This window comes from Pseudomonas sp. NBRC 111123 (assembly GCF_001320205.1).
Taxonomy (GTDB): domain Bacteria; phylum Pseudomonadota; class Gammaproteobacteria; order Pseudomonadales; family Pseudomonadaceae; genus Aquipseudomonas; species Aquipseudomonas putida_J.
Window position 1 is genome coordinate 146,467 of sequence record NZ_BCAZ01000003.1, and the last position, 13,013, is coordinate 159,479.

The following is a 13,013-nucleotide window of genomic DNA, read 5'->3' on the forward strand; positions in this document are numbered from 1 at the left end:
GCCCGCGAAGGGGCGCAAAGCGGCCCCAATTAAAGCACTGAGGGGTCAGCGCTTGTCTTCAACCTTCCACGCACCACCGTCGTAGAACGCTTTCCAGCCAGTCGGCTTGCCATCGACCTCAGACTGCACGTACTGCTCCTTGGTCTTGCGGCTGTAACGAATCACCGCTGGGCGCCCTTCCGGGTCTTTCTGTGGTGCATCGCACAGGAAGTGGTACTTCGGATCGATTTCATGCTTGTGCGGCACGATTTCCAGCACGAGCGGCGCACGGGTTTCGCGGTTTTTCGGGAACTGGCTGGCAGCCAGGAACAGCCCGGAAGCGCCATCACGCAGTACGTAGGTGTCGTCGACCTTCTCGCACTTGAGCTCCGGCATCTCCACCTTGTCCATCTTCGGTGGCGCCGCCTCACCGCTCTTGAGCAGCTTGCGGGTGTTCTTGCACGCTGGGTTGGTGCAACCGAAGAACTTGCCGAAACGGCCCGTCTTGAGCTGCATTTCGCTGCCGCACTTGTCGCACTCCAGGCTCGGCCCTTCGTAGCCCTTGATGCGGTAGCTGCCCTCTTCGATCTCGTAGCCAGCGCAATCCGGGTTATTACCGCAGATGTGTAGCTTGTGCTTCTCGTCCAACAGGTAGGCATCCATCGCCGTGGCACAGATCGGGCAGCGATGCTTGCCCAGCAGCACGCGCGACTCCGACTCACCCTCGTCGTCCGCGGCAATTTCATCGCCCGGCACCAGGTTCACGGTGGCCTTGCAGCGTTCTTTCGGCGGCAGGCTGTAACCCGAGCAACCGAGGAACACACCGGTGGAAGCGGTGCGGATCATCATCGGCCGGCCACATTCCTTGCACGGAATGTTGGTCATGGTCGGCTGGTTGGCACGCATGCCGTTTTCGGCAGACTCGGCGGTCAGCAGCTTCTTGCTGAAGTCACCGTAGAACTCATCCAGTACGTTTTTCCAGTCGCGCTCGCCCTGGGCCACGTCGTCGAGGTTCTCCTCCATGTCGGCAGTGAAGCCGTAGTCCATCAGGTTGGAGAAGCTCTCCGACAGACGCTCGGTAACGATGTCGCCCATCTTCTCGGAGTAGAAGCGGCGATTGTGCAGGGTGACGTAACCGCGGTCCTGGATGGTGGAAATGATCGCCGCATAAGTCGACGGGCGGCCGATGCCGCGCTTTTCCATTTCCTTGACCAAGCTGGCTTCGGTGAAGCGCGCTGGCGGCTTGGTGAAGTGCTGGCTCGGGTCGAGCTGAATCAGCTTGAGCGCTTCGCCCTGGGCCATTTCCGGCAGCACATCGTCTTCGCCCGGCTTGCTCTGTTGCGGCAGTACACGGGTGTAACCGTCGAACTTGAGGATGCGGCCCTTGGCACGCAGCTCGAAGTCGCCAGCGGCCACGGTGACACTGGTGGACAGGTATTGCGCTGGCGGCATCTGGCAGGCCAGGAACTGGCGCCAGATCAGCTCGTACAGACGCTCAGCGTCCCGCTCCATACCGCTGAGCTTGGTCGGGTGCGTGCTGACGTCGGAGGGGCGAATCGCCTCGTGCGCTTCCTGGGCACCTTCCTTGCTGCCATATACCAACGGGGCTTCCGGCAGGTACTGCTTGCCGAACTCGCGCTCGATGTAGCTGCGCGCCATGTCCAGGGCATCGGCCGACAGGTTGGTCGAGTCGGTACGCATGTAAGTGATGTAACCCGCTTCGTACAGGCGCTGGGCCATCATCATGGTCTTCTTCACCCCGAAGCCCAGGCGATTGCTCGCGGCCTGTTGCAAGGTGGAGGTGATGAACGGGGCCGACGGCTTGCTGCTGGTCGGGCGATCTTCGCGCTTGATCACGCTGTAGCTGGAAGCCTTGAGCTTCTCCAGCGCGGCCATGGCCTGGGCTTCGTTCAGCGGCTTGAACGCCTCGCCCTTCTCGCGCGACACCTCGAAACGTACCTTGGCGTTTTTGGCGGTACCGAGGTCAGCGTGCACTTCCCAGTACTCTTCCGGTACGAAGGCACGGATCTCGCGCTCACGCTCGACCACCAGCTTTACCGCCACCGACTGCACACGGCCGGCAGACAGGCCACGGGCGATCTTGGCCCACAGCAGCGGCGAGACCATGTAGCCCACCACGCGATCCAGGAAGCGTCGCGCCTGCTGGGCGTTGACCCGGTCGATGTCCAGCTCGCCAGGCTGCGAGAACGCTTCCTGGATCGCCTTCTTGGTAATTTCGTTGAACACCACGCGCTTGTAGCGGGTGTCGTCACCACCAATGGCTTCGCGCAGGTGCCAGGCAATGGCTTCCCCCTCGCGATCCAAGTCGGTTGCGAGATAGATGGTGTCGGCATCCTTGGCCAGGCGGCGCAGCTCTTCGATCACCTTTTCCTTGCCGGGAAGGATCTCGTACTTGGCCTTCCAGCCGTGTTCGGGGTCGACGCCCATGCGCGCCACCAGCTGGCGGCGAGCCTTCTCTTTCGGCGACAGCGCCGGAGCCTCACCCGCAGCGGCCTTGCCACGCTTGGCGGCCGGCTCTTTGCTTGCGCTGGCCGAACCGCTGGTGGGGAGGTCTCGGATATGGCCGATACTCGACTTCACCACGTACTGGTTGCCCAGGTACTTGTTGATGGTCTTGGCCTTGGCCGGGGATTCCACAATGACCAGCGATTTGCCCATGGATCGGAGTATTCCTGAATCTGAAGATGAAAAACGCGTCAGGTGCCGGACGCGGCACCGCTATATATAGTGGCGAAACAGAGAGGTCAAGCGTGGTCGATCACGCTTGCGACTTGCCAGACAGCTCAGGCAGCCCTTCTTCGGCCTTGACCAAAGCAAAGCGCGGCACCTGCTCGCCGTCAACCTCGACGGACTCCTGGAACATCGCAAGCGGCCTCACCCAGAAGCTGTAATCACCATACAGGCATTGGTAGAAGACCATCCACTCTTCGTTCTCGGAGTGCCGTGCAACACTGAAGACACGGTACTCAGGCCCTTTGTAATGCCGGTATACGCCTGGTTGTATCCGCATGTCGCCCTTCCTCTTGAAACAAACTCTGTAAAAAACAAAAACCGGGGCACAAGGCCCCGGCTGCTGTCCCACTACGCGATCAGACGCGTTCGAAGACAGTGGTGATACCTTGGCCAAGGCCGACGCACATGGTCGCCACCCCCAGGGTGCCGCCATTTTGCTTCATGACGTTGAGCAGGGTGCCGGAAATACGTGCACCGGAGCAACCGAACGGGTGGCCCAAAGCGATGGCGCCGCCGTGCAGGTTAACCTTCTCATCCATCTTGTCGAGCACTTTCAAGTCTTTGAGCACTGGCAGGGCCTGTGCGGCGAAGGCTTCGTTGAGCTCGATGAAGTCGATATCGGCCATGGTCAGGCCGGCGCGCTTGAGGGCTTTCTGGGTCGATGGCACCGGGCCGTAGCCCATGATTGCCGGGTCGACACCGGCTACCGCCATCGAACGGATTACCGCCAGTGGCTGGATGCCCAGGTCCATGGCGCGCTGGCCGGACATGACGATCATGCACGAAGCACCGTCGGTGATCTGCGACGAAGTACCGGCAGTCACGGTGCCGCCTTTCGGGTTGAATGCCGGCTTCAGCGACGCCAGGCCCTCGAGGGTGGTTTCCGGGCGAATGGTCTCGTCGAAATCAAAGACCTTCAGGAAACCATTCTCGTCATAGCCCTGCATCGGGATGATCTCGTCCTTGAACTTGCCTTCGACCGTCGCCTTGTGGGCGAGCTGGTGCGAACGCAGGCCGAACAGATCCTGCTGCTCACGGCTGATGCCATGCATCTTGCCCAGCATCTCGGCAGTCAGGCCCATCATCCCGGAGGCCTTGGCAGCGTACAGCGACATGTGCGGGTTAGGGTCGACGCCATGCATCATGCTGACGTGGCCCATGTGCTCGACGCCGCCGACCACGAACACGTCACCGTTGCCGGTCATGATTGCCTGGGCGGCGGTGTGCAGCGCGCTCATCGACGAACCGCACAGGCGGCTGACGGTCTGGGCGGCCGAAGTGTGTGGAATCTGGGTCATCAGCGACGCCATGCGGGCGATGTTCCAGCCCTGCTCCAGGGTCTGGTTGACGCAGCCCCAGATCACGTCTTCGACTTCTTTCGGGTCGACCTTGCCGTTGCGTTCCAGCAGCTTGCTGATCAGGTGCGCGGACATGTCTTCGGCGCGGGTGTTGCGGTGCATGCCACCCTTGGAGCGGCCCATGGGGGTGCGACCGAAGTCGACAATCACCACGTCTCTTGGATTCAGGCTCATATCAAATCTCTCGCTCTAGCTCGTTGACCACTCAGTTGAAGAAGCGCTGGCCGTTCTTGGCCATTTCACGCAGCTTCGCGGTCGGGTGGTACAGCGGCCCCAGGTCGGCGTACTGGTCGGCCAGGGCAACGAATTCGGCCACACCGATCGAGTCGATGTAGCGCAGCGCACCACCCCGGAATGGAGGGAACCCAATGCCATAGACCAGGCCCATGTCAGCTTCAGCAGCGGTTTCGACGATGCCGTCTTCCAGGCAACGCACGGTTTCCAGGCACAGGGGCACCATCATCCAGTTGATGATGTCTTCGTCGGTCACTTCACGCTGCTCGAAGACGATCGGCTTGAGCACATCCAGCACGGTGGCATCGAAGACTTTCTTCGGCTTGCCGCGCTTGTCAGTCTCGTAGGCGTAGAAGCCCTTGCCGTTCTTCTGGCCCAGGCGGTTGGCCTCGTACAGGGCGTCGACGGCCGAGCGGCGCTCGTCCTTCATGCGGTCCGGGAAGCCTTCGGCCATCACGTCGCGGCCGTGGTGGCCGGTGTCGATGCCGACCACGTCCATCAGGTAGGCCGGGCCCATCGGCCAGCCGAACTTCTCCATGACCTTGTCGATGCGCACGAAGTCGACACCAGCGCTGACCAGCTTGGCGAAACCGCCGAAGTACGGGAACAGCACACGGTTGACCAGGAAGCCCGGGCAGTCGTTGACCACGATCGGGTTCTTGCCCATCTTCTTGGCGTAGGCCACGGTGGTGGCGACAGCCACTTCACTGGACTTCTCGCCACGGATCACTTCCACCAGCGGCATCATGTGCACAGGGTTGAAGAAGTGCATGCCGACGAAGTTTTCCGGGCGCTTGAGCGCCTTGGCCAGCAGGTTGATGGAAATGGTCGAGGTGTTGGACGCGAGGATCGCATCTTCTTTCACCTGGCCTTCCACTTCGGCCAGCACGGCCTGCTTGACCTTCGGGTTCTCGACCACGGCTTCGACGACGATGTCGACGTTGGCGAAGTCGCCATACGACAGGGTCGGGCGAATAGCGTTGAGCGCCTCGGCCATTTTCGCCGGGGTCAGGCGGCCTTTCTCGACACGGTTGCCGAGCAGCTTGGAGGCCTCGTTCAGGCCCAGCTGGATGGCTTCCTCGCGAATGTCCTTCATCAGGATCGGGGTGCCCTTGACCGCCGACTGGTAGGCGATGCCGCCCCCCATGATGCCGGCGCCGAGCACGGCAGCCTGCTTCACGTCGTGGGCGATCTCGTCATGCGCCTTGGCCTTGCGCTTGAGTTCCTGGTCATTCAGGAACAGGCCGATCAGGCTCTCGGCTACCGAGGTCTTGGCCAGCTTGGCAAAACCTGCGGCTTCGACTTCCAGAGCCTTGTCGCGACCGAAGTTGGCGGCCTTCTGGATGCTCTTGATGGCTTCGACCGGCGCCGGGTAGTTCGGGCCGGCCTGGCCAGCGACGAAGCCCTTGGCGGTCTCGAAGGCCATCATCTGCTCGATGGCGTTGAGCTTCAGCTTTTCCAGCTTGGGCTGGCGCTTGGCCTTGTAGTCCAGCTCGCCGCTGATGGCGCGCTTGATCAGGTCCAGGGCACCGGCCTGCAGCAGCTCAGGGGCTACCACGGCATCGACGGCGCCGACTTTCAGGGCGTCTTCGGCACGGTTTTCCTTGCCGGCGGCAATCCACTCGATGGCGTTGTCCGAGCCGATCAGGCGCGGCAGGCGCACGGTGCCGCCGAAGCCTGGGTAGATGCCCAGCTTGACTTCAGGCAGGCCGATCTTGGCGCTGGTGGACATGACCCGGTAGTCGGCTGCCAGGCACATTTCCAGGCCGCCACCCAGGGCGATGCCGTTGATGGCCGCCACGGTCGGCACTTCGAGGTCTTCGAAGGCATTGAAGATGCGGTTGGCTTCCAGGTTGCCGGCAACCAGCTCGGCTTCGGGCAGCTTGAAATTGTCGACGAATTCGGTGATGTCGGCGCCGACGATGAATACATCCTTGCCACTGCTGACGATCACGCCTTTCACCGAGGCGTCGGCCTTGATGGCGTCGACAGCCTGGCGCAGCTCTTCCAGGGTCAGGCGATTGAACTTGTTGACGGACTCACCCTTGAGGTCGAACTTCAGTTCGACGATGCCGCTTTCAAGAGCCTTAACCGTGATGGCTTTACCTTCGTAAATCATCAACTGATCTCCACGATATGGAAGCTGAACTGTACACGCCGATCGCTGGTGGAAAAGCAGGCCTTGCCGCCCTTGCCCCAGGCACACCCGTCGGCGCGATAGTCGGGATTCTGTATGAGCGGTATGACATACAAACGCTCAATTCATACGCCCGTTTGATTTGGGTATGCACACATTCTCCGAAAAGATCGGCGTTGTCAAATGCTCCCGAACGGGGTGAAAACGCGACTTTCCAGTCATTTTGTATCGCCGGAGGGCAAAAGATGATGACAGTGATCGCCGATCATTCATGTCAGCGATTGACCACCAGGAAACGGCCGGCGCTGCATTTTTTTCATGCAACCGGCCAGGGAATGGCTACACTGCGACTGGATTCAAGAATTTCCCGGCCTGCCTGGCCTTTTCTGCGCTGCAGAAACGACAAAGCGGCAACCTGGTAGCTACCGGGTTGCCGCTTTGTCGTTATGGACGATCAAGCGAGGGTGTCGAAGGCGTGGGCAATATCCTGCAGTACAGATTCATCACCGCGCTCGCTCCAGTACAGGGCGATCATGCGCTTGTCGGCCTCGACCTTGTACACGGTCTCTGGCAAGCGCGCGAACACTTCGTTCAGGCGCGGCTCCTCGCACGCCTCCTTCCACTGGTTCCACCACACGCCGGGGCTGACCTGCCAGTAGCACCAGCTGTCCTCATGCCCCCGACGGCGGCCGCGATGGTACTGCGGGCACGGGCTGGGCGGCTCCGTCTGCATCCAGTGCGGCCATTGCTGAGGTGCCAACTGCATGGCCAGGCCCATGCGCCGCGCCTCCAGGCGCAGGTTCATCTGCTGCCCCTGCTTGCGCGACAGCCGCAACCAGGAAAGCGGACTGAGAATCAGCGCAAGGATTGACACCACCAGCCATACCGTCATATCTGTAGATTCCATAAAGCGTTGCAAATGAGCGGGTTACTCAGTATTCACGGATGACCTGCCGGAAAGCGACCATACTTCTACTATCGCGATTGTCAGGAGTTCAGCTCATGTCCTACGAACATCTTCTGGTCGCTGTCGACCTTACCGAAGAATGCGACCCGGTGATCAAGCGCGCCATGAAGCTCGCCGAACCCACTGGCGCCAAGGTCTCGCTGGTGCATATCGTCGAACCAATGGCCATGGCCTTTGGCGGCGATGTGCCGATGGACCTGTCGCAACTGCAACAGCAACAGTTCGACCAGGCCAAGGAGCGCATGGATCGCCTGTTCAACAAGTACCCCGACATCAACCGTGGCGATTCGCACCTGACCTACGGCCAGCCGCGCCAGGAAATTCACCAACTGGCCAAGGAGCAGAAGTGCGATCTGATCGTAGTCGGCAGCCATGGCCGGCACGGCCTGGCATTGCTGCTGGGCTCCACTGCCAATGACGTGCTGCACGGGGCGCCGTGCGATGTGCTGGCGGTGCGGCTGCTAAAGAAAGAATGATGTAGCCTATATCGGCCTATTCGCGGGCTTGCCCGCGAATAGGCCTGTGAGGGCCAATCAGCCCTCCAGCTCAGCCCACCGCTCTACCAACGCATCCAGCTCACCCTGCAGCTTCTCGATCTTGGCCAGCACTGCCGAAGTCTCGGCAATTGGCCGCTGATAGAAGCCAGCAGCGTTCACCTCTTCCTGCGCCTGGGCCATGCGCTGCTCGACCTCGTCGATCTGCCCCGGGAGCATTTCCAGCTCGCGCTGCAGCTTGTAGCTGAGCTTCTTCTTCGAAGCATCCGCCACCGGCGCCGCTGGCACAGGCGCTGCCACCTCCACGGGTTTCTCGACCACGGCACTGTTGAGCTCGGACTTGCCACCCTTGCTCTCGGTCACGCCCAGCAGCTTCGCCGAACCACCCTGGCGGATCCAGTCCTCATAGCCGCCGACGTACTCGCGCACCTTGCCCTCACCTTCGAACACCAGTGTGCTGGTGACGACGTTGTCGAGGAAGGCCCGGTCGTGGCTGACCATCAGCACGGTACCTTTGTAGTTGGACAGCACCTCTTCGAGCAGCTCGAGGGTTTCCACATCCAGGTCGTTGGTCGGTTCGTCGAGCACCAGCAGGTTGGCCGGCTTGCTGAACAGCTTGGCCAGCAGCAGGCGCGCACGCTCGCCCCCAGACAGCGCCTTTACCGGCGTGCGCGCACGCTGCGGGCTGAACAGGAAATCACCAAGGTAGCTCAGCACATGGCGGTTCTGGCCATCGATTTCGATGAAGTCACGGCCTTCGGCGAGGTTGTCGATGACGGTCTTTTCCAGGTCGAGCTGGTGACGCATCTGGTCGAAGTAGGCCACTTCCAGCTTGGTACCGCGTTCGACCTTGCCTGCCGTGGGCTCCAGGTCACCGAGCATCATCTTGAGCAGGGTAGTCTTGCCGGTGCCGTTGGCACCCAGCAGGCCGATACGGTCCTGGCGCTGCAGGACCATGGAGAAGTCCTTCACCAGCAGCGGGCCATCGGCGTGATGGAAGCTGACGTTCTCCAGCACCATCACCTGCTTGCCGGACTTGTCCGCTGCCTCGATCTGGATGTTCGCCTTGCCCTGGCGCTCGCGGCGTTCGCCACGCTCCACGCGCAGGGCCTTGAGTGCACGCACGCGGCCTTCGTTACGGGTACGACGGGCCTTGATGCCCTGGCGGATCCATACCTCTTCCTGGGCCAGGCGCTTGTCGAACAAGGCGTTGGCAGTCTCTTCGGCGGCCAGCGCGGCCTCCTTGTGCACCAGGAAGCTGGCGTAGTCGCCGTTCCAGTCGATCAGGCCGCCGCGGTCAAGCTCAAGGATGCGCGTGGCGAGGTTCTGCAGGAAGGAACGGTCGTGGGTGATGAACAGCACGGCGCCGTTGAAGCCGCGCAGGGCCTCTTCGAGCCAGGCGATGGCACCGATGTCCAGGTGGTTGGTCGGCTCGTCGAGCAGCAGCAGATCAGGTTCCGACACCAGGGCCTGGGCCAGCAGCACGCGGCGGCGCCAGCCACCGGAAAGCTCGGCCAGGGTCTTGTCGGCAGGCAGCTGCAAGCGGCTCAGGGTGCTTTCCACCACCTGCTGCAGACGCCAGCCATCGCGGGCCTCCAGCTCGTGCTGGACGTGCATGAGCTTTTCCAGATCTTCGTCGCCCTGGATGTTCTGGCTCAGGTGATGGAACTCGGCCAGCAACTCGCCGACACCATCCAGGCCAGCAGCGACCACGTCGAACACCGTGCGCTCGTCGGCGACCGGCAGCTCCTGCGGCAACTCACCGATCTTCAGGCCAGGGGCGCGCCAGATCTCGCCGTCGTCGCCCTTCTGCTCGCCCTTGACCAGGCGCAGCATGCTCGACTTGCCGGTACCGTTGCGGCCGATGATGCACACCCGCTCGCCACGGGCGATCTGCCAGGACACTTTGTCCAGCAGCGGCATCGCGCCGAATGCGAGGGACACATCGCTGAATTTGAGCAGGGTCATGTTCGTCTCCAGAAAGCGGGCGCGCATTCTACCTGACTTGGCCCTTTCCGGCATTAAGTTGACTACCACACAGAGGCTTGGCGACGCCCGGTCGGTGTTAACGCCTGGTTACAAGCACAGCGCTATCACCCGCCGCCGGCAAACGGCTAAGCTAAGGCAATCAGATTTCAACAGTGCTGGCTTCGCCGTCACTTCCCCATGGTTCAACTGCCCGGACGTATCATGCGCAGCCGCCTGTTACAGATTGCTTCCTGCCTGCTGCTTACCGCCGCCACCGCCAGTGCGGCGCAGGCCATCGACCTTACCCAGCAACGCCAGTACTACGACGAGGCCAAGCGTGCGCTGGCCAAGGGCGACAAAGGCCCTTACCTGCGCTACAGCCAGGCTCTGCGCGACTACCCGCTCACGCCGTACCTTGCATACGACGAACTCACCGCGCGCCTGAAGAGCGCCAGCAACGAGGAAATCGAAGGTTTCCTGGCCAAGCATGGCGACCTGCCCCAGGCCAACTGGATGAAATTGCGCTGGCTGCGCTGGCTGGCCGAACGTGGCGAGTGGAACACCTTCGTCAAGTACTACGACCCCAAGCTCAACTTCACCGAACTGGACTGCCTCAATGGCCAGTACCAGTTGAGCCACGGCCAGCGTGCCGAGGGCTTCGCCAGCGCCGAAAAACTGTGGAACGTCGGCAAGTCGCAGCCGGCTGCCTGCGACACCCTGTTCGGCATGTGGGCCGCAGAGGGCCAACTGACCGAAGCCAAGCGCTGGAACCGCGCCAAGCTCGCGGCCCAGGCGCGCAATTACGCGCTGGCCAACAACATGGTGCAGGGCCTGACCACACTGGGGCCACAGGGCCGCTTGCTGATCGACGTGGCGCAAAAGCCCGAACTGCTCAACCAGCCCTCGCGCTTTACCCCGGCAAACGAGGCCATGTCTGATGTGGTCAGCCTTGGCCTGCGCCGGCTGGCCAGGCAGGATCCCGATCGGGCCATGGAGATGCTCGACGACTACGCCCAACGCATGCACTTCTCGCGCGACGAGAAGGTCGCCATCGCCCGCGAGATCGGCCTGACCCTGGCACGCCGTTACGACCCGCGTGCCCTTGACCTGATGACCCGTTACGACCCCGAGCTGCGCGACAACACGGTCAGCGAATGGCGCCTGCGCCTGTTGCTGCGCCTGGGCCGCTGGGAAGACGCCTACGAGCTGACCAAACGCCTGCCACAGGACCTGGCCAGCAGCAACCGCTGGAAATACTGGCAAGCCCGCAGCCTGGAACTGGCCCAGCCGAACAACCCGCAGGTGCCGTTGCTGTACAAGAACGTGGCACGCGAGCGTGACTTCTACGGTTTCCTCGCGGCTGACCGGGCAAAAACGCCTTACCAGCTGAACAACAAGCCACTGTTGCTGAGCCCGCAACTGGTCAACAAGGTGCGCAATACCCCGGGCATCCAGCGCGCCCTGGAGTTTCACGCCCGCGGCCAGGTTGTTGAAGGTCGCCGCGAGTGGTACCACGTAAGTCGTCACTTCACCCGTGACGAGATGGTCGCCCAGGCACGCCTGGCCTACGACATGCATTGGTACTTCCCGGCCATCCGCACCATCAGCCAGGCGCAATACTGGGACGACCTGGATATCCGCTTCCCGATGGCCTACCGCGACACCCTGGTGCGTGAGGCCAAGGTGCGTGGGCTGCATTCGAGCTGGGTGTTTGCCATCACCCGGCAGGAAAGCGCCTTCATGGAGGATGCCCGTTCCAGCGTTGGTGCCAGCGGCCTGATGCAGGTAATGCCCGCCACCGCCAAGGAGACCGCACGCAAGTTCAGCATCCCACTGGCATCGCCGCAGCAGATGTTCAACCCGGAGAAGAACATTCAGGTCGGTGCGGCCTACCTGAGCCAGGTGCACGGCCAGTTCAATGGCAACCGCGTGCTGGCATCTGCGGCCTACAACGCCGGCCCGGGGCGCGTGCGGCAGTGGCTCAAAGGCGCCAAGCACCTGAGCTTCGACGTGTGGGTGGAATCGATTCCGTTCGACGAGACGCGCCAGTATGTGCAGAACGTGCTGTCGTATTCGGTGATCTACGGGCAAAAGCTCAATGTGCCGCAGCCTCTGGTGGACTGGCATGAGCGGTACTTCGATGACATGTGATTTCCGCTGAGGCCAAACTGGCCTCTTCGCGGGTAAACCTGCTCCCATAGGTACTGCATAGGTTCTCAACGCTATGGAGTACCTGTGGGAGCGGGTTTACCCGCGAAGGGGCCGGTACAGGTTATTCCAGCACTTCGACTTCCATCCCGACCTCAAGCCAACCCGTGCCATCCACGGCCAGGTTCTGCCCGAACAGAATATCCCCCTCCCGCTCGCGGAAGGTCTTAAGGGTCGTCAACGGCTCGCGGTCGACACTGCGCTCCCCGGTCGCCGGGTCGAGCGTGGTGAAAATGCACCTCACACTCGGCTTGAGCACACGAAATTCCAGCTCACCAATGCGAATCCGCTTCCAGCCATCCTCGGCAAACGGCAGAGCCCCTTGCACCACCAGGTTCGGTCGAAAGCGCAGCATTTCCATGGGCCGGCCGACCCTGCGGCTCAAATCATCCAGTGAGCCCTGACCGATCAGCAACAACGGAAAGCCATCCGGGAAAGCGGCACGATCACTGTTCAGGCCATAACCATTGGGCAGGTATCGCGCCCGCTGCTCCGGGCAATGCACAAGGCGCACCGCCTTGCCGAGCCACTGCGACAACCAGGCGGCAACCTCGTCGCCGGCGTCCGGCACGCGCAAGGTATCGCGCCAGACGGTTACGCCGCGCAGCGCATCGTCAGCACCCGGCACCGCCACGCGCAACGGGCTTTGCCCAGGCAGCTCCAGCAGCAACTCGCCAGCCTCGCCCTCGCTGGCCTTCAACTGGCCCAGCTGTGGCCAGGCCCGCTGAGTGAGGAAGCGTCCGTTCTCTTCCTCGACCACCATCCAGCGCCGATCGCCCTGCAACCCTAGAGGGCCCACCGGCGAGCCCTGCAGGCATTGCGCCTGCCCCGACTTCACCGGGTACCGATACAACTCACTGAGAAACATCCCTGCCCGCCTCGTGCCTTGTCAAAAGCCAAGCTTATACCTGGCC

The 13,013-nt window shown here is 62.0% G+C and carries 9 protein-coding genes; 2 read left to right on the forward strand and 7 right to left on the reverse strand.

The annotated features are described in order from the left end of the window. Positions 1–45: 45 nt before the first annotated feature. The 5 genes from topA to APH27_RS03140 all read right to left on the reverse strand — a co-directional run bounded on the left by topA (position 46) and on the right by APH27_RS03140 (position 7,354). Positions 46–2,658: a type I DNA topoisomerase gene (gene topA / locus APH27_RS03120; RefSeq protein ID WP_060483949.1), complete on the reverse strand. Its 2,613-nt coding sequence runs from the start codon at positions 2,656–2,658 to the stop codon at positions 46–48. Between the two features lie 100 nt (positions 2,659–2,758). Beyond that, entirely contained in the window at positions 2,759–3,010 is a 252-nt protein-coding gene (locus APH27_RS03125) for a DUF1653 domain-containing protein (RefSeq protein WP_027919554.1), read from the reverse strand. Between the two features lie 79 nt (positions 3,011–3,089). After that, positions 3,090–4,265: an acetyl-CoA C-acyltransferase FadA gene (gene fadA, locus APH27_RS03130; protein ID WP_027919553.1), complete on the reverse strand. Its 1,176-nt coding sequence runs from the start codon at positions 4,263–4,265 to the stop codon at positions 3,090–3,092. 31 nt (positions 4,266–4,296) lie between these two features. After that, positions 4,297–6,444, reverse strand: coding sequence for a fatty acid oxidation complex subunit alpha FadB (fadB, locus tag APH27_RS03135; RefSeq protein WP_027919552.1), 2,148 nt, complete (start codon positions 6,442–6,444; stop codon positions 4,297–4,299). Positions 6,445–6,916: 472 nt separating this feature from the next. Beyond that, positions 6,917–7,354: a hypothetical protein gene (locus APH27_RS03140; RefSeq protein ID WP_027919551.1), complete on the reverse strand. Its 438-nt coding sequence runs from the start codon at positions 7,352–7,354 to the stop codon at positions 6,917–6,919. 110 nt (positions 7,355–7,464) lie between these two features. Here APH27_RS03140 and APH27_RS03145 point away from each other — a divergent pair, with 110 nt between their 5' ends. After that, on the forward strand, positions 7,465–7,905 hold the full coding sequence (locus APH27_RS03145) for a universal stress protein (protein WP_060483950.1): 441 nt from the start codon (positions 7,465–7,467) through the stop codon (positions 7,903–7,905). Between the two features lie 57 nt (positions 7,906–7,962). On the opposite strand, the gene APH27_RS03150 is transcribed toward APH27_RS03145, so the two are convergent. Then, complete coding sequence (locus APH27_RS03150; protein ID WP_060483951.1) at positions 7,963–9,891, reverse strand: ATP-binding cassette domain-containing protein; 1,929 nt, start codon at positions 9,889–9,891, stop codon at positions 7,963–7,965. 222 nt (positions 9,892–10,113) lie between these two features. On the opposite strand from APH27_RS03150, the gene APH27_RS03155 reads away from it, so the two are divergent. Continuing rightward, positions 10,114–12,042: a transglycosylase SLT domain-containing protein gene (locus APH27_RS03155; protein ID WP_027919548.1), complete on the forward strand. Its 1,929-nt coding sequence runs from the start codon at positions 10,114–10,116 to the stop codon at positions 12,040–12,042. A gap of 121 nt (positions 12,043–12,163) precedes the next feature. Here APH27_RS03155 and APH27_RS03160 read toward each other — a convergent pair whose 3' ends face one another. After that, positions 12,164–12,967, reverse strand: coding sequence for an MOSC domain-containing protein (locus tag APH27_RS03160; RefSeq protein WP_060483952.1), 804 nt, complete (start codon positions 12,965–12,967; stop codon positions 12,164–12,166). Positions 12,968–13,013 lie beyond the last annotated feature (46 nt).